This is a genomic window from Desulfobacter latus (assembly GCF_013389365.1).
Taxonomy (GTDB): domain Bacteria; phylum Desulfobacterota; class Desulfobacteria; order Desulfobacterales; family Desulfobacteraceae; genus Desulfobacter; species Desulfobacter latus.
Genome location: NZ_JACADJ010000033.1, coordinates 17,031 through 40,530 on the forward strand (window position 1 = coordinate 17,031; position 23,500 = coordinate 40,530).

12 protein-coding genes are annotated in these 23,500 nt (G+C 48.6%); 2 read left to right on the top strand and 10 right to left on the bottom strand.

Annotated elements, in window-relative coordinates; translation table 11 throughout:
* Nucleotides 1-2 precede the first annotated feature (2 nt).
* The 10 genes from HXW94_RS10545 to HXW94_RS10590 all read right to left on the bottom strand — a co-directional run bounded on the left by HXW94_RS10545 (nucleotide 3) and on the right by HXW94_RS10590 (nucleotide 21,922).
* Nucleotides 3-11,987 carry a PKD domain-containing protein gene (locus HXW94_RS10545; protein WP_178366863.1) on the bottom strand — a complete coding sequence of 3,995 codons (11,985 nt, stop codon included), beginning with the start codon at nucleotides 11,985-11,987 and terminating at the stop codon, nucleotides 3-5.
* A gap of 187 nt (nucleotides 11,988-12,174) precedes the next feature.
* Complete coding sequence (locus HXW94_RS10550) at nucleotides 12,175-12,687, bottom strand: chromate resistance protein ChrB domain-containing protein (RefSeq protein ID WP_178366864.1); 513 nt, start codon at nucleotides 12,685-12,687, stop codon at nucleotides 12,175-12,177.
* Complete coding sequence (locus HXW94_RS10555) at nucleotides 12,684-13,397, bottom strand: ABC transporter ATP-binding protein (protein ID WP_178366865.1); 714 nt, start codon at nucleotides 13,395-13,397, stop codon at nucleotides 12,684-12,686. Before HXW94_RS10555 ends, HXW94_RS10550 begins: the two co-directional genes overlap by 4 nt.
* On the bottom strand, nucleotides 13,394-14,932 hold the full coding sequence (locus HXW94_RS10560) for an ABC transporter permease (protein WP_178366866.1): 1,539 nt from the start codon (nucleotides 14,930-14,932) through the stop codon (nucleotides 13,394-13,396). The genes HXW94_RS10555 and HXW94_RS10560 overlap by 4 nt, the downstream gene beginning before the upstream one ends.
* Before the next feature lie 184 nt (nucleotides 14,933-15,116).
* Nucleotides 15,117-16,118: an extracellular solute-binding protein gene (locus tag HXW94_RS10565; RefSeq protein ID WP_218576677.1), complete on the bottom strand. Its 1,002-nt coding sequence runs from the start codon at nucleotides 16,116-16,118 to the stop codon at nucleotides 15,117-15,119.
* A gap of 147 nt (nucleotides 16,119-16,265) precedes the next feature.
* A complete protein-coding gene (locus tag HXW94_RS10570) occupies nucleotides 16,266-18,707 on the bottom strand; it encodes a right-handed parallel beta-helix repeat-containing protein (RefSeq protein WP_178366867.1) in 2,442 nt (813 codons plus the stop codon).
* A 118-nt stretch (nucleotides 18,708-18,825) separates the two neighbouring features.
* Nucleotides 18,826-20,859, bottom strand: coding sequence for a C10 family peptidase (locus HXW94_RS10575; protein WP_178366868.1), 2,034 nt, complete (start codon nucleotides 20,857-20,859; stop codon nucleotides 18,826-18,828).
* Nucleotides 20,852-21,385, bottom strand: a complete 534-nt coding sequence (locus HXW94_RS10580) for a SixA phosphatase family protein (protein ID WP_178366869.1) — start codon at nucleotides 21,383-21,385, stop codon at nucleotides 20,852-20,854. The genes HXW94_RS10575 and HXW94_RS10580 overlap by 8 nt, the downstream gene beginning before the upstream one ends.
* Nucleotides 21,382-21,687, bottom strand: a complete 306-nt coding sequence (locus HXW94_RS10585) for a BrnA antitoxin family protein (protein ID WP_004075692.1) — start codon at nucleotides 21,685-21,687, stop codon at nucleotides 21,382-21,384. The genes HXW94_RS10580 and HXW94_RS10585 overlap by 4 nt, the downstream gene beginning before the upstream one ends.
* The gene (locus tag HXW94_RS10590) at nucleotides 21,650-21,922 is read right to left on the bottom strand and encodes a BrnT family toxin (RefSeq protein ID WP_178366870.1); all 273 of its coding nucleotides are present in this window, start codon (nucleotides 21,920-21,922) and stop codon (nucleotides 21,650-21,652) included. The genes HXW94_RS10585 and HXW94_RS10590 overlap by 38 nt, the downstream gene beginning before the upstream one ends.
* Nucleotides 21,923-22,357: 435 nt before the next feature.
* On the opposite strand from HXW94_RS10590, the gene HXW94_RS10595 reads away from it, so the two are divergent.
* Nucleotides 22,358-22,606: a helix-turn-helix domain-containing protein gene (locus HXW94_RS10595; RefSeq protein ID WP_178366871.1), complete on the top strand. Its 249-nt coding sequence runs from the start codon at nucleotides 22,358-22,360 to the stop codon at nucleotides 22,604-22,606.
* An 88-nt stretch (nucleotides 22,607-22,694) separates the two neighbouring features.
* Entirely contained in the window at nucleotides 22,695-23,414 is a 720-nt protein-coding gene (locus HXW94_RS10600) for a HipA N-terminal domain-containing protein (protein WP_178366872.1), read from the top strand.
* The last annotated feature ends 86 nt before the right edge of the window (nucleotides 23,415-23,500 follow it).

A 23,500-nucleotide genomic window follows, 5' to 3' on the forward strand; every position in this document is an offset into this window, starting at 1 on the left:
ATCTAATAAAAGATAATTAACAGTGCATTGGCATCAAGGGATTTGCTGCCGTTGGCATCTGTTGCAATCAGTTTTGTACGGTATACGCCGGGGGTTACATTTTTACCGCTGCTGTTTTTCCCGTCCCAGTAAATCTTGTTGCCGGGACCGGCCGGGACCTTTTCTAAGGTGACCGTGCGTATAATATAGTTTGAAGCGTCAAAGATAGACAAGATGACATCAGACTCTTTTGACAGGGTAAATGTTATCTCTGTCCTGTTTTCATCATCATAGGGGTGTGCGTCCGGATTCAGATAGACCGGGTTTATAGATGGATCGGAAATAACCGGACTGGTGTTGATGATGATTGCATTGTCCGGCAGGGGCCATTGAAAGACGGCTAAAACGTAACTCATGGCCTCTACCAGATCCCCCGAGTCATCCGTGCCGTCCCATACCAGTACATAACTGCCTGCTTTCTGGGGTTGTCTGAGTAGCAGTGTTTTGGCCCTGGTCTGGGCGCCGCCCACAAAGGGAGAGATGTATACCGTAATTTCAGATTTGGCATCAAGGGTATACCTGAAAAAGTTGGTCTCTGCATTAAATGGGTTAAAGGTCGACGGGTAGTCCGGCGTGATGATTTGGTTTGCCGGATCCACATCGTTGGTCAGGTCGTACACGTATGTTGTGCCGCCGGTTTCGTACTCAATCGTGTACAGGTAAACACCGGATTCCAGAATAGCGCCCTTATCGTCTTTCCCATCCCAGGTGTCCGTATAATATCCGGAACTTCTTGTTTCATCTGTTACAAGGGCTCTGAGCAATTTTCCGGTGCGGTCCGTGATTTTGATACTGACCTTTGCCTGTGACGTCAGTACGGAGTTGATGTCAATGGTTTCTCCGGCAGTGGGATCAAAGCTGTCAAGACTCAAAGAGGCTGAAACACCTGCAGATACATTAATTGTTACCATTGCCGTGTCTGACAGGCCCTGGTCATTTGTAATCCGTAACAGTGCATTGTAAGCACCGGGGATGGTGTAAACATGATCGACCTGGGTTGCGGTGGCGGATGTAACATCATAGACTCCGTCGCCGTTGAAATCCCATTCATATGTCACAATATTTTCTTTTTCACCGCCGCTCCCGTTAAATTGAACCTCAAGGGCGGCAGAACCACTGGTTACCGAGGCTTGGATTGTTGCCGTCGGCGCGCCTATGGGTTTGACATTCACACGAACCCTCTCCGTAGTGCTGTTGCCGGCCTGGTCTGTGGCGCGGAAAACGGCATTGTAAAGACCGGCGGCGGCATATGTGTGGCTTGTAATTCCGGAGGTATTGGAGCTGTAGTCGTAGCTGCCGTCACCGTTAAAATCCCATTCAAACAATTTGAGGGTTGTATTGGCACTTTTACCGAGCCCTGTGAATGTTACCTCAAGTGGGGGATAGCCGTTTTTCGGATCTGCGGATGCGAAAACTTCAGGTCCCTCATTGGGTTTCAGAACCGTAATGGTCACTGTTTTAACATCCTGAAGTCCCTGGTTATCCGTAACCGTTAAGGTTGCGGTGTAAACCCCGGGTTTGGTAAATGTATGCTCTTTATTTTCACTGATTACCGTGTACCAGTCCCGGGTGCCGTCACCGTCAAAATCCCATTCAAAGGTTTCAATGGTGCCGGCAGGACTCTTGGCATTGGCCGCAAATCTGACCGTCAGGGGAACCGTCCCTGTCGTGGGATAGGCAATGGCAAGCGCTTCCGGGTAGCTGCCGGCTTTGATAACGATCGTATCCGTATCTGTATTGCCTTGATCGTCCGTGACCCTCAGAGCCGCCGAATATTTGCCTGTGTTGGGATAGGTATGTTCAACCGGCTGATCCGATGTCAGGGAGATGTGTTTGCCTGTATCCGGGGTGATCAAAAGTGACGTGGGACGGTTAAACCCGTCGATACGCTGCAGCAGCCGGCCACCCGCATCCAATACGGCAATCTGATGGTGATCGGTATCTGCAACCCATACGGATCCGTTGCGTGGATTGACGGCTGCCTCATGGGGGTGATTGAAGCCGTCTATCCGTGCAAGCTCACGGGTACAATCCCTGGAAACTTTGACCATTTGGTTGTTGTTGTAATCGCAGACCCAGGCAATGCCGTTGGCGGGATTTAATGCAATAAACTGCGGCTGGTTGAATCCACCGAGGGTCTGATGATACGGGGTCGGGTCAAGGGTGTTCAGCTTCCAGTAAGAGATGAGTCCGGATTCGGAACCGTCCAGTTCAGCGTCTTTGGATGCGTCTAACTGGGTGGGTGTACGGGCCGTGTTCCAAAGCCTGACCTCGTCGATTGTTCCTTTGAAATAATTGCCCAGAGAGGTGTTGAAACCATCATAATCCGCACCGATCAGCGCGTGGCTGCCCTGGAATTCCATGGCGGCGGAGAGTGTGACCGGTGTACCGTAGGCTTCGCCGTTCACAAAACAGCTCAGGGTTTGGGTGGTGGCGTCATAGGTGACTGCCACATGGTGCCAGGCATTGTCGATAAAATTGAGGTTGCCGCTGAATCTCTGGGACGACCCGTTATCCAGGATGACCTCAATGGCTGAATTGCCGTAGAAACCGATGTAAATTTCATTTCCGCCGTCAGCGTTTCCTCTCATAAACAGGGCGCTGTTGTGGACATATTCCCCTTTAATCCATGCCTCCAGGGTGAAATCCGTCAGGTCCGGGAAGGTGCCGTCGGGAATCAGGAGATAGTCTCCACTTCCGTCAAGATAGAGGCCGTCTGACAAGTTGCCGCCCTGGCGGGTGGTTTGGCCGAATGCCATTGTGGGTATTTCTTCCGATATTTCTTCCGGTGTAACGGAGTGGACGTCGGTATGATACCCTTTCGGCGCGTCGGCGCTCAGTTTGACAATCCGGTTGTTGGATTTGTCGGCAATCCATACACTGCCGTCCGAATTATCCACGGTCACCCAGGACGGATAGTAAAATCCGCTGAAACGTTGGCGTTCATTCCCATCGGCATCCAGCCGGACCACTTGATGGTGGTCTCTATCGGTGACCCAGATCGTATCATCAACAGGACTGACGGCCACTGAGGTAGGATTGTCAAATCCATCCAGGCGAAGCTGCTCAGTTCCAGTGCCGTCCAGTTTGACTACCTGGTGATGGTTGTAGTCTGCAACCCATGCACCGTTGTCGGAAGGAGAGGCTGCAATGCCATAGGGGTAATAAAATCCATCGGCTCTTGCGATTTCCGTTTTGCCGTCAGCACTCAATCTTACGACCTGGTTGTTATTATATTCCGTAAGCCAAAGGGTCTTGTCCGGCAGCATGGAGAGCCGGTAGGGTCTTGACAGGTTGTCCACCTCTTTGACAACCTGATATCCATGTAATTGTTTCACTTTATTGTTGTAATGATCTGCCACCCAGACTTCCGGATCACTGTCAAAGAACCAGTCATACTGAACAATACTGCCATCCGGGTCATTTGAGCCGGTGGCGGTGAACTCCACCGTTAAAGGCGTTGTTCCATTTTGAGGGGTTGCATTGGCAACCGCATTGGGGGCGCCGGCAGACTGGACGGTGATCAGCTTTGTTTCCGTATCCGTCAGTCCGTCCGAATCGGTTACCCGGAAAATGGCGTTATATTGTCCCGGGGTTGTATATGTGTGGGAGATGTCACCTGTATCTGTCGCGGATGCGTCGTACACACCGTCTCCGTCAATATCCCATTCATACAGCTGGATCTGGCCGTCGTCATCTGTACCGATGCCTGTAAAGTCAACGGCCAGGGGGGCAGGGCCTTTATCGGCAGAGGCTGATAAAGTGGCGCGGGGAGGAAGCTGGGCCTGTCCAACGGTGATTGTTTTCGTTGCCTGGGTTGTCAACCCGTCATTGTCTGTGGCCCTGAATACGGTGTCATAGGTGCCGGGTGTGCTGTAAGTGAATTCCGTGTCTGCGGTCGTGGTTGAGAACCAGTCATAGGCCCCGTCTCCGTTATAATCCCATTCGTAGAATACAATGGCGCCGTCCGGATCATTTGCATAGCCGTCTAAGACAACGTTCAAGGGGGCGTTTCCCGTTGTGGGAGATGCGTAGTTGTTTACAGACGGTGGCTGCTTTACCGCAGTGATGGTAGATGCTGCAAAAAACTGGTTTCCCTGGGTGTCTGTTACCCTGAGAATGGCCGTATATGCACCGCCCGGTGAATAGGTATGAGTTGTTTTTGCGCTTTGTGTACTTATAAAATCATAAATGCCGTCCCCGTTGAAATCCCATTCCCAGGTTTCAACGTTTACCCCTTTGTCGAGTCCGGTCGCTTCAGCCTCCAAGGTTACATTCAGAGGCGAGTTGCCTGTTTTCGGGGACACAATAGGTGTAATCGTTACAGGTCCGACATGGATGGGGCCTGGAGAGGCATAGCCGGCAAGGTTATTATCATCCGTGACCCGGCACAGGGGCGCGTATGTACCCGGGGTGTCATAGGTATACTGGGTGGTTGCCGTGGTATTGGAGGACCAGTCAAACCGGCCGTCACCGTCAAAATCCCATGAGTACGCTATAATGGTTCCGTTATCCGTTGCATCGGCGTTAAAGGAAACAGTAAGCGGGGCATCCCCGGCTGCCGGCGCCGCCTCTGCTGTGACTGACGGCGGGTCGTTTTTCAGCCTTCCCGCAGGGTCGATGGATACGGACCATGGATCATTGAAACCGCTTAGCCGGAGAAGTTCAGTGCCGTCGGCAGAGAGTTTTACCACCTGGTCATTGTAACGGTCTGCCACCCAGGCTGTTGCGTCATCGGGATTGACCTTTATATCCGCAGGATTGTCAAACCCATATAACCAGTGGGTTTCCACACCATCGGATCTGATTTTTATGATCCGGTCGTTATTGTAGTCTGAAATCCATGCGCCTTGGGTTGCAGGATCCGCATCGATCCAGTGGGGAGAGCTGTAGCCGCCTTTGGTGTACATTCGCGTGCCCTCCTGGGCCAGTTTTACCACCTGGTCATTGTTTCTGTCTGCCACCCAGATGCCGTGATCTGATGGATCCAGGGAGAGACCGTAAGGGGAACTGAATCCGGTAACCGTTAAGGCGGAACCGGGTGAGAGGCTGTTCAGTTTCCAGTATCCGACAAGACCGGATGTTCCTGAAGGGATCTCTGCCGCCATGGCGTCATTTATTTCAGCCTTTGTCCTGGCACTATTGAAAATCCGAACTTCATCAATGTACCCCGGATAATAATTGCCTAAAGCGCTGTTAAACCGGTCAAAATCAGCCCCGATAAGGGCCTGGCTGTCACCAAAGTCAAGGGTGGCACTCAGGGCTGCGGGCGTGCCGTATTCCGTTCCGTCTACATAGCAGATCAGCTGGGACCCGTCATAGGTCAAGGCAACGTGGTGCCACTCCCCATCCTGGAAATCTACAGGCGTGTCTGTATTGGTAAATTTATTTGCACTGCCGTTATCAAGTATGGCTTCCAAAGTGTTGGAAGTGTCAAATCCGAAGTAAAGTTCATTTCCCCCTTCATTGTTAGCTCGCATAAAAATGGTTCTGTTGTATACACTGCTGTCGTTTTTCACCCACGCTTCCACGGTAAAATTCTGGACATCCAGGGCAGGGTCGGGCGGAATGACGATATAATCGTTACTGCCGTCCAGCTTGAGGCATCCGGACAATTTACCGGTATCTGATCCAGGCCCGCCGGCAACCATTCCGGGTTTCTGGGCGTTGGTTTCATCCGGCGTGAGCTTATCTGCCCTAGCAAAATATCCGTCAATGGCCGTCTGGTTCAGTCTGGTCATTGCGGACGCGTCGGCAACCCAGACGTTTCCGTTGTCGGGGTCTGCAAGAACATTGAGCGGGGTATTGAAGCCGTATATCCGTTTGAGTATGGCGCCCTGGGGCGAAATTTGAATAATGCGGTTGTTTCGGGTATCTGCCACCCACGCATTGTGGGTGGATGAATTGACGGATATCCCTTCAGGATCGTCGAATCCGTCTATAATTTTATGGTAAGGAGGCGCATCGGAATTCAGTTGCCAGTATCCCGCAAGGCCGGCCTCATTGCCGGTCAATTCACTGGTGCGCCCGGATGACAGTTCTGCCTGGGATTTAACCGTGTGCCATACCCGGACATCATCAATCCATCCCTGGAAATACTCACTGCAGCAATTGGACCGCCCGATCATCAGCGGGTCGGTATTGGTCATATCCAGGGTTGCTGTGGTTTCAATTGCCAGGGTGCCGTCCAAGTAGAGTTTTATGGCGCCTGTGGTGCCGTCATAGGTGACGGCGACGTGGTACCATTGGTCGGCGATCAGGGGTGTGGGGGCTTCGAGATATTTCCGGCCACTCTGATAGTAAAGGAAACTTATCTTATCTGCGGTCATGATCAGGGCACGGTCTTTTGCCTGACTGACTTTGCCCAGTACAGTCCGGTTGCCGGTCAGAATTTCCGGGCGAATCCAGGCCTCCATTGTCCAGGCCGATGTATTGTACTCCTCAATATCAGGAATCTGGATATAATCCCCGCTGCCGTCAAAATACATGCTTTTGTTCAGTTGGCCCTGATCACTGAGAACGGTATTACCGTATAGAACGCCGTGGCTTTGCTGGGGTGATGCATCTGTGGCGTAGGCATAGCCGACATTATATCCGTCGGGGGTCTCCGGTGATAGCTTGACGATTCGGTCATTGTATTTGTCGGTTACCCATGCGTCACCGGTTACCGGGTCTGCAGCCACCATAAGGGGTCTGTTAAACCCATTGATCCGGGCAAGGGTATCACCCAGATCGGAAAGCCTGACCACCTGGTTGTTGTAATGATCCGTTACCCAGATTCGGGACATATTCTCATTTGCAGCCACTGTAACCGTCCGGCTGCTGGTATGGGTGTTTCCTTCATTATCGGTTACTCTAAGTGTAACCGGGTATTCACCTGCCGCAGTAAATATATGAGAAACAGGTTCTCCCACCCATACATCGTCTATATACCATCCGTCAGCCGTATCGGCACTGTTGCTGGTCAGCCGGAACCTTAATTTTACTGTGGCGTTTCCTGCATAGCTTGATAAATCCAGTTCCACCCGTTGCCAGGTGTCAAGGGTGTTATTGGAGTAATATTTAACCTGACTCCAAGACGCGCCGTCATTTGATGAGATTTCCACCCGTCCGTAATCGCCGTATTGAAATTCATACTTATGCCAAAATACCAGTTTGGGAGTGGTCGCTGAAGACAGGTCAATGGTCTTAGATGTCAGTGAGGCGTCGGTGTCGTCGGCATAATCAGTCTCGGGACTGTCCGTCCAACTGTAAGCGGGGGAGTGGGCCGCACGGGTTGTACGTGCCCATGTCCCTTCGGCAGTCCAGTTCATGGTGCCGGCTTCTGCGTTGTCTCCAAAGGCCGTCGGCTGTATGGTTTCAAAGGTACCGTCGCCGTTAAAATCAATTTCATACTTGACGATACTTCCGTCCGGATCCAGGCCCTGAACATAAAAGTCACTCCGGTAGGGGGTATACCCTTTTAACCGGTCTGTATTTTCTATGAGCGCCAGGGGCTGGGAGGCAGGATAGGCTTGTATTTGAACGGTATCTGTCCCGGTCCGGCCGTCGTCATCCGTTACGCGGAGTACCGCCGTGTAGTCACCCTGTGCGGTATAGGTGTGCGATGTCATGCCGGTGGCTGCCGAGGTAAAGTCGTAGGTGCCGTTATTCTCAAAATCCCACTCATACTTGACAATGCTTCCGTCGACGTCCGTGCCTGTTCCTGTAAAGTTGACGGTTAAGGGTGTGTTTCCCTGTGCCGGGGTTGCCTGGGCAAACGCTTCAGGGGAGGCGGATGAAACCGTAATCGTGACGGTGTCTGTATCGCTTTGGCCCACATCATTGATTACGTTGACTTTTGCTTCGTAGGTGCCGGCTGCCGGATAAATATGCCTGATATTGGCCGTTGCGTCCGACTGGCTGTCATAGGTACCGTTGCCGTCAAAATCCCATTGATAGCTTGTTATGATTCCGGTTTTATCGGTGATATCGGCAGAAAAGTAGACTTCAACGGGGGCTGTACCCGTTGTTGTATTTGCTTTGGCCGTTACATGGGGGCCGCCCGCCACCGTAATATCCACGGATTGGCTGACGGTAAAACCATCGTTATCCTCTGCCGTGAATACGGCATGGTATATTCCGGGGCTGGTGTATGTGTGGCTTGTATTTCCGGTTGTCTCCGAGGTGAAAAAATTGCCGGATCCGCTGCTGACGATGGTCACTCCTCCCGGGGAATTAAATCCGTCCATACGGCTTATTTCCCTGCCGGCAGCGGAGAGCAGTACCACCTGATGGTTGGATGTGTCCGCAACCCAGACATTACCGGTCGTCGAGTTGACGGCCACAGCAACAGGCCGGTAGAATCCGCCGGTTCTTAAAATCTCTGTACCGTCTGCAGCCAGATGCACCACTTCATTGTGATACCGGTCTGCGACCCATACACTGTTGTCTGCGGAATTTACTGTGATTCCTGCGGGGAAATCAAAACCGTCAATGACCTGATGGCTTCCTGTGTCAGTGGTATAGTCGTACCCGTTGGCAATATCGGCAGATAGTTTTACTACGGTGTCATTGGATTCGTTGGATACCCACACGGTGCCGTCGGCGGGATTGACGGCCAGGGTTCCAGGGGAAGAAAAACCGCTGATTCGGATCAGCTCTGTGCCGTTCCGGTCCAGTTTCACTACCTGATTATGGTTGTAATCCGCTACCCATACGCTGCCGTCAGAAGGATTCAAGGATATGTGAGTGGGCCGGGAAAAACCGTTAACTCTGACTTGTTCCGTGCCGTCGGCATCCAGTTTAACTATCTGGTTATGACTATAATCGGCCACCCAGACGCTGCTGTCTGAAGGATCAATTGTCACACAATAGGGCGAATCAAAGCCAGAGACCCTGAGGAGCTCCATTCGACCGTCAGCCGTCAGCTTTACAACCTGATCGTTGTACTTATCTGCCACCCACAGGGTGCCGTCGGACGGGTCAACCGTGATGGAAGAAGGATCGTTGAATCCGTCCACCCGGGCCATTTCTCCTGAGCCGTCATGAAAGAGCCGTGCCACCTGGTCGTGGCGGGTGTCTGCAACCCATACGTACGCTTCGCCGAAATTCCAGCGGTAAGAGACGATGGAGCGGCCTTCATCGCTTGCGCTTGCACTGGCGGTGAAATCAACTTTGAGGGGAACATCCCCCTCAACAGGAGAGGCGGTTACAACAGCCGAAGGAAAGGTTTCAGGAGTTACTTCAATATGAATATCGGTAATATCCATTGCTTCGGTATCATCAGTGACCCTGAGTTGAGCGGTGAAAAGTCCGGACTGAGGGTAGGTATAGGAGACCTGTCCGTCTTCATCCGTCACCCAGTTATCGGCATCGGAACAGATCTGGATATCATCAACATACCACCCGTCACTTGTGTTGCTGCTGTCTGTTGTGAGTCGGAAACGGATACGCAGATCCGGAGCGGGCAAATAATTGCTGATGTCAATGCTTTGCCGGTTCCATTGTATCTGTTGGCCGTAGTAACTTTTAATCTGGCTCCAGGAGGTGCCGCCGTCTGTGGATAGTTCTACCCGGCAGCGGTCATAATAGGAATATGTGCTGTAACGGTGCCAAAAGCTGAGGGTTGCATTTTCCACCTCGGAAAAATCTAATGCTTTGCTGGTCAGGGCTGTGTCGGAATCATCGGGGTAATTGGTGCCAGGGCTGTCGGTCCACGCATAAGACCGGCTGTGAAATTGTGCCCGGGTCCTGGCCCAGGTGCCGCCGGCGATCCAGTTTCCTGAATCCGTATCCATGCTGTCATAGAATAGAGGGCAATGGCCGAAATTCCACTCATATTTTACAATATTGCCGGTAGAACCGGATCCATCGAAATTCACCGTAAGTGGTGCATTGCCGGATGACTTGTCAACAACTGCAATACTTTTCAAAGGAACCAGTGAGGCATTGACGGTAATATCGACGGTTGCGGTGCCGATCATGCCGTCGTTATCCGTTACTTTAAGGCCGGCTGTATACTCTCCTTCATCAGGATAGGTGTATGTGGTGTCCGGACTGGATACAGAGGACCAGTCGTAGATCCCGTCCCCGTCAAAATCCCATTCGTACAAAAGAACTTTTCCGTCCGGATCTGTTCCTGATCCTGTAAATTGGACTTTCAAAGGCGGCCGGCCGACTTTGGGATCGGCATCTGCCGATGCTTCCGGCGCAGATGGGTTAACCTGGATGGTAATGCTGTCCACTGCGGCATGGGGTCCATCCGTAACCTTCAACGTGGCCACATAGGTGCCGGCTTTGTCGTAGGTGAATGTGGTGTCAGCTGTGGTGTCACTGAAATAATTGAAAATATTATTTCCGTCGAAATCCCATTGGTAGCTGTCAACATAGCCGTCCAGGGGGTCCACAAAACTGCCTGAAAAGCTTACCGTAAGGGGCGCGGTACCACTGACCACATCTGCTGCGGCAGATGCTTTAAGCGTACCGACTCTGATAATCAGGGAGTAATCCGTGGCGGTGAGCCAGTCGTTGTCGGTTACTCTGAAAACCGGATTATAAAGTCCTTCTTCAGGGTAGGCATGGGTCGTGGCAACAGGTGTTTTGGAACTGAAATCAAAAGTGCCGTCTCCATCAAAGTCCCATTCATAAAGCCGGATCCGGCCGTCCGGGTCATTGCCGGTTCCCATGAAGGTGATGGGGGTATTGGTGGCCGCATTGGGCGTATCCACTGCTGCCGACACGCTGGGATATCTGCCCGTGGAAACGTCATCCGGGAAGACCGCAATTGAAGCCGGGCTGCTGATTCCGTTAATCCGCATGAGTTCATTGCCCGAGGATGACAGTTTGACCACCTGATTGTTGCCGTAATCCGCCACCCAGGCCGAGGCATCCAAGGGATTTACACCGACTGCATATGGCTGGTTAAAACCGCTGGTTCTGCATATGATCGCACCGTCTGATGCAAGCCGTACTACCTGGTTATTACCGTGATCCGCCACCCATACGGAGCCGTCTATAAAACTGGTATCAACGGACATGGGCTGCCTGAAACCGCTTATGCGGACAATTTCCGTTGTCCCGGTGGCAGATAGCTTGACGACCTGATTATTGCCGTAATCCGCCACCCATACGGTACCGTCTGCACCGTTAACCGAAACACTGTATGGGGAGTTGAATCCGCTTTTGTCTGTATGGCTGCCGACGTCTGTGCTGATATCGTATCCATCTGTAATGTCGGCAGAAAGACGAACCACGGAACCATCCCCTGTGTCCGCCACCCATATGGTACCGGTTGCCGGGTTGACACTGATCCACTGGGGTCTGCTGAATCCGTTGACGACCAGGTGGCTTCCGGTATCGGTATCTACCGTATAACCGTCTGCGATGGCGGGGGATAGTTTGACGACCCGATTGTTGCCGTAATCCGCCACCCAGGCGGACCCGTCCCTGGGATCTACACAGACGGCGTAGGGCTGCATGCCGTTTATTTCGATTTTTTGAGACCCGTCAAAGCCGGACATGCGATAAACCTTGTGATCTGAACTGTCCGCTATCCAGATGGTATTGTCCGCTATATTTCCGGAAATGGATCGGGGATAGGAAAAATTGTTTAATTGCTGGAGAATATTCCCCTTGGCCGATAGTTTGAACAATCTATCATTGGTATTGTACCGACTTCCCACCCAGAGTCCGAAAGACATGCCGTTACGACCAAAATGAGTTGATAGTATTTCAAGGTCTTTTGAGTCCACGATTTCGTCCCGGTTCAGATCTGCATCCGGATTCCATGTGGCGTCCTGGCTTTGCGAACCGTTTGCCCGTCCGAACATAATCAGGTCAAAACCGTCTACCCGGCCCGAACCATTCAGATCTCCCGGCAATGCATATACTGTAACAGGAAGCAAAGCGATTACCAATACGATAGCCAACAGTTGTGCAAAAAAATAATGGCGACAGCGTGTCTTCATCACACATTTCCCCCGATTTTAATATCCGTTGGGATTTTATTTCGTAAACAAAAGGACTTTAAATACAATCAACTATAACAAAAAATATGGCTAAAAAAAAGTTGTTATTTAATCTTTTGATTATTTATTGGCCCGTAGGCTGGATTGAGGGAGAAAACCCAACAAGTGGGCTTAATCTTTATTTTGATTATGGGCCTAATGATGATGGGGGGGCTGTGGGTACCAGGCCGGCGGGCAGCCTTTTATATAATGCATCAAAGTAGGCTGATGCCTTTTGGATTATTTTTTCCCTCTCTTTCACCGTGTCCAGCAGAGTGATAAAAAACAATTCCAGATCATGTGTCAATTTGAATCGTTTATGTTCCCAAATATTAATTTCCATGTCATGGATCAATTTTGCCATGGTGTCAAGTTTAGGATCCGTGATGCGATAATGGTCCATTAATGCTTCAAATGAAGACTGGTTATAACGGCGCCTGATTTTAGAGTAGGGGGTGTCAAATACAATTCCTGAATTGATTTTTGTACCATGGGGATAAAAAACAATATCGCTGTCTTGGGAAATGAATTTTTGAATCAGCCAGATAGAGGCCAGTTTATCCGGTTCAAGGCCCTCCCAGGTTGCGAATGTCCCGGATATAGAAATATCAGGGGCCGAACATAGAACAAAGATCAGAATCAACATGATTTTATTCATCATTTTTCCCGCAAAGTTTTGATAATAGATTCCATGTTCCATTGATCCGTCCTTTGAAATTGTTCTGTAATTTTTCCTTGTCTGATAACACTGATGCGGTCCGATAGCAATAGTGCTTCCCTGATGCTGTGGGTAACATAAATCATTGTTATTTCTATTTTGGTTTTAAGATCGTTGAGCAGTTCCAGCAATTCTTCTTTGAGTACAGTATCCAGGTTGCTTGACGGCTCATCCAGGAGCAGGTAATCCGGTTCCGGAGCAAGGGCCCTTGCTATGGCTAATCGCTGCTGCTCGCCGCCTGACAATTCTGAAGGAAGCCTGTTTTTATAGCCGGCAAGATGAAATTTTTCCAAAATCGCGTTAATCTGTTCATCGCGTTGGTTTGGCTGTCGGCATCTGTGGCCGGCCATGACAAACTCAAGATGTTTTTGAACGGTCATGTGGGGCCAGAGTGCCAGTGTCTGAAAAACCATGGCCACTTTTCTTTTGTCGGGTGACACCATCGTTTTAGAGCTGCTTACGGTTTGGCGGTTCAAACGGATACACCCTTCATCCGGAATAATCAGGCCGGCAATGGCTTTAAGCAGTGTTGACTTACCCGCACCGGATGGACCGATCAATCCCATGACCTCACCATGGTTCACTTCAATATTAATTCGATCCAACAGGCAGTGCCCCCCGGAATTGACGGAGAGCTCCGTGACTTCAATCATTTTTTCACTCCGCGGTTAATAAACCTGTACCCAATCAGTAAAATGCCGGCCAGGCCGGCACAAATCATAATTAAAATCAGACTTTGGCCACACACCATATCAAAGGCGCCATAATGTAAAAAATTATATAAACTGATGGGAAGGGTGGTTTCTCCCGGTGGAATAATGAGCAGTACGGTTCCTATATTGGATAAGGAAAGTGAAAATCCGATAAAAAAAGCTGCGATAAGCCCCGGGAATACCATGGGCAAAACGATGTGACTTACAATTTTGAACCTGCTTTTATTAAACAGTGCTGCGGCTTCCTCCAATTCCTTTGGCACTTGTATGAGTTTTGCGTAAATTACATTAAGGACAAAAGGCGTATACGCGCAGACCAGCGCCAAAACTATAATCCAAATTGAATCGTACATCGGTGCCGTCCATTCCCGGTTCCATACCCGGATCATGCCGATTCCCAGAACCACCGGGGGAACGCCCAGGGGAATCTGGGAAAAGTAGTGTAAAATTTGATTGATTTTACCATCTGTCCGGACCAGATAGTAGGATACAATAAATGAAAAACATATCATGATCAAGGCAGATAATGTTGATACGCTAACGCTGTAATAAATCTGTTCCAGGCCTGTATCCAAGGCCTTGATAATGCCTTCACTGCCATGGCTTCCTTTGATCAGCAGCCCTACGGGGATGAGTGCGGAACCAAGAACAATTGATAAAAGCATCAGGCAGGATGGGTATCGGCCCCGGCCTAAGGAAAAAAGGGCGTCCGAAGGCGCATCAAATCTCATGCTGATATATGTTTTCTTTTTCATATAGTGCATCTGTCCCCAAATCAGAACAAGAGACGTGACTATCAAAGGAAACGAGAGCAGCGTCGCTTTGCCGGTATCATAAAATGCACTGAATTGACAGAAAATTTCAACCGGAAAAACCGGTATTCTCAGAATGTCCGGTACCTCAAAATTAATAAAGGCGAAGACAAAAACGATGATGGCGCCGGCAATGATATGCGGCGTCACCAAAGGTAATGTAACCTTGAGCGCTGTCGCTGTTTTTCCGCGGCTCATGCATGCGGCGTGGTGGGCATTGATGTCGGATGCTTGAAGTCCGGAACCGGTTATGAGCATAACAAAAGGGAAAAAGGATAAGGCAAAAACAAAAACCCCACCGGTCATTGAGAACATAAAGGGCATTCCTGTTTTTGACCAAACCAGGGCCTGGACATAAGGGGGAATGATCAAAGGGAACAAACTTAAAAATATAAGCGGCTTTCTTAAAGGGATATCCGAGCAATAGAGCAGGAATGCCGCCGGTACGCCAAGGGCCGAGGCACCAAGGCTGCTCAGAGCCCCCAGCATTATGCTGTTTTGAAATAGTCCCAATTGTCTCTTATTGATCAATAGCGTGGTCAGATGTTCTATTGTAAATCCTCCGGAGCCATCTGTCAGGCTGTCACAGATCAATAAGATAATCGGCAGGAGGATTACAAATAAAAAAGGAACAATGACAAAAAGATATTTTTCATATTTCATTTTATAACCACGGAATACACGGAAAACACTGAAAATTAGCGCGCAAAGCGCTCAATTTGTACTTTGGTGTGACTGCCAAAAAAGACAGCACCACGAATCACATAAGTCTCTTCTTCAAAAATCAAACTCAGTTCAATGTTTTTCTCGACTTTCCGTGTTTTCCGTGGTTCAGCAGATCAGCGCCCTAGGGCGCCAATACGTCCTGACAAAAACGAGAGGTCTGTTTTATATAAGCGGCAACTTCCATGTAGTCCACTTCCATGGCCTTGATTTCAGAATAATCGGGCATATGCGCCGGTTTCTTTACGCCGGAACGCAACGGCATTTGGGCCGATTCTCCAAAAGCCAGCCGACTCTCCGTTTCTCTGGATAATAGGTAGTCAATAAGCTGTTTCCCGTTTTGGGGATTGGGCCCGTCTTTAATTAATGCAGCGGTATTGGGTATTAATAATGTCCCGATTCCTTTTTTATCCGGATAAATGATTTTAACCGGCTTCCCTTTCATTACAGCCACATTGGCATCGTCCGTATCCGTAAAGCCGATGGGGATTTTTCCCTCGACAACCAGGTCTCTGGTGACGGAATTTCCATTGACGATAAGGGTCTCGTTGGCTGCCAGCCCTCTAAGATAATCTTCCGTTTTTTCGGGGCCTATTAAAGAATAGAGGGCTGCCACATGCATGTTTGTGGTGCCGAAAAGCGGGTAGGCCATGGTGACTTTTCCACGCCAGGCAGGCTGGGTGAACTCAAAGATGGAGTCCGGCACATTTTTGTCACTCAATAGGTTGGTATTATAGATAAGAACCCTTGCTCTTGCGGCAAACCCGGTCCAATAGTATTGGCTGTCCTTAAAAATTTTGGGGAAGGCGTCCCAGTGTACGGACTTATAGGGCGTTAATACCCCTTCTTTTTTCAGCTGAATTGTCCGGGTCACTTCAGAATTCCAGAACACATCCGCCTTGGGTCTGTTTTTTTCCGCAATAAGCCGGTTGACCAGGCCCACGGTCTTGGATGCTTCAACATCGTAAAGGGCGGCAACCTTTATACCGGTCTCCTTTTCAAAATGTTGAAGAATGGGTTCGCTGAAAATTTTATCCACCGAGGTATACACAACAACTTCCTGTGCGCTGCAAATCGTCCATGAAAATAGAAACAAGATAAGCATTAACAGCGTTCGTTTGATCATTTTATTCCCCCCTTAATTTTGATGCTTTTTTTTAATACACAACATTATAACTGTGGATAATATTTGAAAAACCCACATTGAGCAATTGAATTTTTTTAAAAAAAGAACATCAAATTAAGTTACCCAACCCTAATCCAACATTGGCGTTTACTGATTTGAAATCGCCTTTAAAATATGCATGACTTCCGGCAGACCCTGCTTTCCGTCGTCACCGATATCCCATTGAACCATGGTCCGGCATCCCCTGTTGTTGACAAAACTGCCGGCCGGTGTGTCCGGACACTCATCCCAGGCATCCGGGACACCGTCCAGGTCCGTATCCGGACACAGGCACGGCGTCTCACTCTTGTTCCACGGCGCGTAAATGACATGATCGGAAACCTTGTTCCCTTTGGCGGCAGGATTATGATGGGTAAACCCTCTCCGGTACACACAATCTGCTTCATCTGAATCATCCAGGGGGCCGGTGCCATGCCCCCAGTAGTTATTACGGGCGTCAATACAGACGTCTTCTTCATTGTAAATGCCGAATGTTTCGTTTTCCTGGAATACGGAACCTGAAACGACAACATCATTCCCGGGCTGTTTCGCATAAATGCCGTATTGGTTGTTCAGAAACCGACTGCCGGTTATTTTCATGTTTGCTGAATTTTCAATGAAAATCCCCTGTCGGGACCGCCTGAAAATCGTTTGTTCCACTTCCAGTTTTCCGGTCTCAATCCCGATTCCCTCATAGGCCTGTTCAATAACAGCCCCTGAAATTTTTGATGATTCCGGAAATGAATCGTTGTAAAACCAGATTCCGGTCCAGACACTGTTCTGGGTTTTATCCGGTTCCACACCGGTAAACAGAACCGGCTTTTCATCTGTTCCCGATACGATCAGCACCCCGTTTTTTCCCAGGGTGAGCCGGCAGTGGGACACCCCCCTTAAATCGTTGAAAACAACATTAACCCCTTCCTTAATGGTCAGTTGAACGGTTTCGTCCTGATTTTCCACATAAATGGTTCGCCATAAAAAATAGGGCATGGGTGTGCCGTCGTCGCGTGTGCCGGGCACCTTCCAGGTGGCGCTGCGGCTGAAATAATCGTAAATAGAAACGAACTGATTAATGCCTGATACGGCATCATAGGCCGGACAGGTGTTGTAGGAAAGTTCCGGGTCTGAATCATCAATACCAATGGCGCCGCCCTCGTCCGGGACCCATTTTCCGTTCCAATCCCGCCAGGTGCCGTTGTTTTCGAACCGGCAGGAGCTGATCGCGGCATCGGCTTCGGAAATAAAAACACCGAATTTATCGTGATGTAAAAATGTACAATGGGTCACGGCGGGCTTTATGGTTGGACCGGTATAATTGTCCGGTGTTTCAATCCAGATACCGTTAATCCCGTACCTGAAAACCGAACTTTCGATCACCGGGGTGCCGTTGTAAATTTCAATTGCCGTGCTGGTCTGTTCAAAAACCGCATGAGAGATGTGAGACCCGGAGCCATCAGCGGTTTCAAGGATACGGATTCCGTTCCAGACCCCGGTAACGGTTTTATCCGGCTCTACATTGGTCAAAAGAACCGGTTTGTCCTGGGTCCCCTGTATGGACAAGGATGCATTATCGTCGATATCGATTCTGCAGTGACTGATGCCGCGCAGATCCTGGAATGCAATTTTCACCCCTTCAGGGATGGTCAGGGATACTGGAGAGGTTTGATTCCCGATGGAAAACGATGCCGTGACAACATAGGGAAATTGTTCACCACCATCCAGTTGCCCCGGCAGTTCCAGGATCAGGTTCCGGTCATAGTTGTTGCGGATTTCAACGAACTGATTTACGCCGTTGGTCATATTCCAGGCCGGAGCTGAGAGGCCTGACAATACCGGATCACTGTTCTCCAGGCGGATGGCCGCCCCTTCTTTGGGAAGCCATCGTTCGTGAAAATCCCACCATATCCCGTTGTTTTCAAACCGGCACGACGAAATTCGGGCTGTTGAATCAATGAGATGGATACCGTAATTGGAATGGTGTTCAAACGCGCACCCGGTGATGAGGGGATTGATGGCGGTCTGTGTGTTTTGCGTGGTCTCAAGAAACAATCCGATTTCATTGTACCGGAACACACAATCTTGAAATAGAGGGGTGCCGGTATAAATCTTGACCGCATCCCGGCCCTGTTCAAACACAGCATGGTTGATTGCCGAACCGGCGGCATCGGCATCTTCATGGAAGCGTAAACCGCCGTAGATACCGATCTGGGTTTTATCCGTCACTTCAGAGGTAAACAAAACCTTTTGGTCAGCGGCTCCCTGTACCACCAGTGACGCGCCGTCGATAAAGTCGATACGGTTGTCTGCAACGCCTCTCAGGTCCCTGAAAATGACTTGAACGCCCGCTTCAATGGTCAGCGTAACATCCTGAGTATCATTTCCAACGGATATGGAATTTTTGATGTGATAGGGACTGCCGGAAAGGGTCCATGTCGCATTTTCAGTGATGTTATCAGTCACATCGGTTGCGGCATTGACTAAAGGAATCCCCAGGAAAAAAAATAAAATAATGAGTTGAAATATCGTCTTTAGCGCTTTTATCGATCTCATCTGCAAAACTCCTTTCTCCCGCATTGTGGAACAGAAAACTACTTTAATTATGCTCGGACGCCACTTAATTTTCAGTGCTTTCCCTGTCTTCTGTGGTTATAAACAGGAAAACTCTATTTTAAGGCCAATATATTACATCTTCAATACCAATTGTCCCATTGCCGCTGGTATCATCCCCCTGATCCCATTCCGGCAGATCCCCGCCATGGGTCAGCATTCTCAGCTCAAGTATTTTATCTGCCACCGTGACCTGGAAATCTCCGTCAACATCACCCGGCACAGTGAAAACCGTCCTTGACATATCAACACCGAGAAGATCGGCAAGCTGGGAGGTTGAGGCGGAAAAATCCGGTGCTTTGACCTGTATGACATATTCATCATGATCCCCCTGTGTATAGGGATAAAACCATCCGCCGGATTTCAGGGAAACAGACAGGGTATACACATCTAAAGGCAAAGGGGAGGGAATATCTGCAGCCCCGAAATCATCTGTTATGGCAACAATGACCTGCCCCCGGCTGTTTTTCAAGCCCATATAAAAGGCTTGATTGCTGTATCCCCGATCCCCTGAGATCGTACATGCGCCCTGGAGAATGATTTTGTGGGTATAGACGGCATCCTGGCTTCCGAATTTACCGGTCTGGTTCTGGGAAGGCCCAAGGGTGATGGCGTCCCCCGTAATAACTACCAAAAAGTCTTTGCTGACTGCCTGGCCGCCGGCCTCAGCTGTCACGCGAACGGTTGCAGCATTACCGCTGCTGCCCTGCAGGGGGGTCAGACTCAGGATATCATTTTCAAGGGCTGCCGATACAGCATCCGGGTTGCTTGAAATGGTTTTAAGTATTACGGCATCACCATTTCCATCCCTGGCGTCCACCCTGATTTTCAGAGTACTTGCGTTCTCCTTCAGGATGAGGTCGTCAAACCGGTTATTCAAAACCGGCGGCATTGATTGAGTGACCGGATCAGGAGATTCACAATCCGGCCCGGTGCAGGGTTTGACATTGTAGATCATTTCAAGGCTGGGAGGGTATATTTTGTTGGTTGTCACAATATTCTGATCCAGATAATAAAAGTTATTGTCTGTGCCCCCCCACCCCATATTAAGATGAAAGTTTCTGCCCGTACCGTCTTCATGATACCCGTCTGCAATGACCATATGTCCAGGCAGGGATAACAGCACAGGTAATTCCTGATCAATCTGGGCTTTGAGGGTTGAAAAAAATGCATCGGTATTGGAATTACTCATCGTTGCCATGGTATTGGAAAACCCCAGATGCTTTATCACACTATCCTTATGGAGATAAGCGCTGGATTCAGTTATACCGAATTGGGTTTTATTGATAATACCGATGTCCTTGAACAGGATGGCGATTTCATCCTGGATATGGGGTTGCGCTGACATCCCCGGTGTGTCCGGCATATTGGTCCAGTAATAGGGATGATGTAAAATAACAGTAAGTTCCTGATTATTCCAGGTATAACTTGATGAAATTCCCCTGCCGGACCGGGGGTGGCCGTGGTATTTCATCACTTGGGCAAGGGCTGTATTTACGCACCCGGTGGCCACATTTTGGCCGTCGATTTCAGGCAGGAATTTATTATATGGAAATCCCTGGTTCCATTGTGTTTTTACCAGAAAATCAGATGGCGTGTAGGCTTGGGCCACCCTTCTATGCTCTTTTTCATCCCAGGTTAATAATAAATTCCGGGCAGTTTGTTCTGGTGTCAAAGCTTCCGAAACAAGGGATGTGCGTTTTGGTGCTGCATCCCCGGCCCGGGCGCGCGCCTCAAGCTCTTTCTTGATGAAAATCTTGAAAGGTTCCGGCAGATCATCAAATTTCGTATCAAATGAATAGGCTTTAATGGGATAGGCTGCCGTGGATGACGGCAACACGATATAGCCTTTGTCGCTTAAATCAATGATCCAGCCGGACAAAACAGGCGATTCCGCCCCCGCCAGGTTGGTTTCCAGGGGCCGGACCTTTTCAATGGTTTTAAAACGCTTTGCGTAGGCGATAAAATTTTCAGCAATGATTTCGGCCTTGTCTTGTGTGGTTAGTGCAAAGGCCGGTGACAAAAAGATCAGCAGAAACAGGGTGAACACAACAAAGGCGCTGGGGGTGCGTACCTTAACATATTGATTACTCATTAATGAGACCTTTATTTTTTATGAAACCACGAATAAACATCTTGGGGGTTAAAAAAACAGTAAGCTGCATCGTGCGCGGGCCGATATCTGTCCAGGAATCCGTGTTCTGTTCCAGCCGGGCATAGGCGCAGGTGGGCAACTTTTCTATGGTTGTGTCTCCCATCCGGTTGCAGAAGTCATGAAACGCCGGATTATGGCCCACAATAACCGCCTGGTCAATGTCTGCAGGCAGATCATCCCGGCAGAATTCCAAAAGGTCGTGGGCGCTGAAGGTGTATAGTTTTTCTGTCACGGTCCAGGTAAAAGAGAGCGTTTTAAGACTGTCGGCAATCCTCTCAATGGTTTCCCTGGCCCTGGCTGCAGGACTTGTGAAAACATGAGAGAAATCACAGCCTGTTTTTGCAATTTCAGGCGCCATGACAGCGCATGCCCGGATGCCCTTGGGGGCCAGGGGTCTGTCAATATCTGCAAGACTTGCGTCCTTCCAGCTTGATTTGGCATGACGGATAAGGTGAAGTGTTTTCATGCTGACGCTTTCTCTAATTCTTCCCGGATAACTTTTCTTAACATATTTTCAAGATTCGGCTGGTCGGTTTGGTCTTCTGCTATAATTTTTTTTAAGCTTTCATTGATCAGGGTCTGGTATCCTTTTTTTCCTGCTTTTGATTTGAAATAACTAATAACCCCGGCATCCAGCATGATGGTAATCCGCTGTTTTTTTTCTACTGGTTTTAATCCCTGACGAAGAACAGCTCTGTCAAAATCAGCCTGGGTTACTTCCGGGTATTCATCATCCATAGAGGTTTTTGAAATAGAGTCTTTGTTCATTTTTGGTCGCCTTTCTCATGGATATTATTCTGATTTCATCGGTACTTTCTGTATGGACGATAACCACAACACCATCCAATAATCCAATGGTTACAAACCGCTGTTCACCATAATCCATTCGGGTGTCTTCAAAGGTGAACGTGGACCCGGCAAAAACCATGTGGGCTTGGGCGAAGTCAAGTCCATGCTTGACTATATTGCTTTGCCGTTTGCTTTCATCCCATATGATTTTCATAATTCAACTATATACATATAATCATGCATATACAAGATCTTCTTCTGCTTTATTTTGTCAGTTGGGAATTCTGACCTCTTTGATATGGCCTTACTATCCTTTTAACGCAAACATATATTCATTGACCTTTTGGGGTGGCAGTTTATTATCTGGTAAGTTGAATCAAAAAGTGGAAAGGTAGCCGCCCGATGATTTTTAGGATCGTCCTGATGCCACCATTTATTTTCCGGGCTTGGGGTCTTAAATTCTCACTTTTTATCCCAAAAACTTATATTTCAAGACTTGACCCCATCCCCCATTTTTCCCGAACGGGCAATTTTTTTATAATTCATTCCAATTCCGGGTAATTTTTCCTGATCGGGAATAATGGAGTTGTTTTGCATTATTAAGCATGATATTTTCCCGGTGGGGAATATTTTATGAAGAGGTGTACAATTGGATTCGAAACGTATCGGCGAACTGATAAAAACCGTCAGGAAAGAACAAGGGTTTACCCAAGCAGAAGCTGCAGGTTATCTCAATGTTGGGATACGTTTCTTGTCTGAGTTAGAGAACGGAAAACCTACAGCTCAGCTTGGAAAAGTATTGCAGGTGCTTGAAGGTCTCGGATATGAAACTGTGCTGATACCAAAATCCAAAAGGAAGCTTATAAACTACATCAAAAAGAACTTGAATGATGAATAAACTTTTTGTGTACATAAATGGCATGCTTGCCGGTGAGCTTTGGTTGGATGATCAAAACAGATTTTGTTTTCAATACTCAAAAGAGTAGTTGAGAAAGCATGATAGTTTTCATTTATCCGTTTCCTTGCCTTTACAAGAAAAACCTTTTCTGAATGATAGCTGTTATTCCTATTTCACAAATCTTTTACCTGAAGCAAAGGTATTGACGGCTCTGTCACGAAAATTAGGCATTGCTGAAGAGGATAAATTTTCCTTGCTCCGTGCTATTGGCGGGGATTGTGCCGGTGCCGTTTCTCTTTATCCCCCTGATGTCGATTACCCTGGACCGAATGATTACAAATATGAACCTTTTTCAGAAAAGGATTTAGCAGAAAAAATAACTGAGTTGGGGATCAATCCGTTGCTGGCTGCAGAAGAAAGAAGGCTTTCCCTGGCAGGAGGAATGGAGAAGCTGCCGGTCTATATCAAAGATCATCGAATCTATCTGCCCTTAAATGGGGCTCCGACTACTCATATCATCAAGACTCCTGTCAAAGATTTGCAGGGTGTTGTGACCAACGAAGCCTATTGCATGAGTCTGGCTAAAAATTGGGGTTTTGATGTCCCAGATGTCGATATATTGAAAGTCAGGGATCTCTGGTTGTATGCCGTAAGGCGTTATGACAGAAAGATAGAAGAAAAGGGTATTGTTCGGCTTGTCGGCATCCTTCATATAAGTTCAAAAGTACTTTACAGTTTTTATCATCAGAATTTTGATCGCAACTATCTTGTCACAGCAAAATACCGTGTTTATTATACTCAAATATGAATTGTGATTATCTCAACATTTCTACAGTAGAGAAATAATCATCACTTACTTCACAGCACAAAATAGCATCATGCTTTTTTTGAGAA

Bases quoted from the DNA above. Each gene is read 5' to 3' on its own strand.
- HXW94_RS10550 (WP_178366864.1), bottom strand. From the start codon at position 12,687: ATGATGAATAAAATCATGTTGATTCTGATCTTTGTTCTATGTTCGGCC.
- HXW94_RS10560 (WP_178366866.1), bottom strand. From the start codon at position 14,932: ATGAAATATGAAAAATATCTTTTTGTCATTGTTCCTTTTTTATTTGTA.
- HXW94_RS10555 (WP_178366865.1), bottom strand. From the start codon at position 13,397: ATGATTGAAGTCACGGAGCTCTCCGTCAATTCCGGGGGGCACTGCCTG.
- HXW94_RS10590 (WP_178366870.1), bottom strand. From the start codon at position 21,922: ATGAAAATCATATGGGATGAAAGCAAACGGCAAAGCAATATAGTCAAG.
- HXW94_RS10565 (WP_218576677.1), bottom strand. From the start codon at position 16,118: ATGATCAAACGAACGCTGTTAATGCTTATCTTGTTTCTATTTTCATGG.
- HXW94_RS10580 (WP_178366869.1), bottom strand. From the start codon at position 21,385: ATGAAAACACTTCACCTTATCCGTCATGCCAAATCAAGCTGGAAGGAC.
- HXW94_RS10575 (WP_178366868.1), bottom strand. From the start codon at position 20,859: ATGAGTAATCAATATGTTAAGGTACGCACCCCCAGCGCCTTTGTTGTG.
- HXW94_RS10570 (WP_178366867.1), bottom strand. From the start codon at position 18,707: ATGAGATCGATAAAAGCGCTAAAGACGATATTTCAACTCATTATTTTA.
- HXW94_RS10545 (WP_178366863.1), bottom strand. From the start codon at position 11,987: ATGAAGACACGCTGTCGCCATTATTTTTTTGCACAACTGTTGGCTATC.
- HXW94_RS10585 (WP_004075692.1), bottom strand. From the start codon at position 21,687: ATGAACAAAGACTCTATTTCAAAAACCTCTATGGATGATGAATACCCG.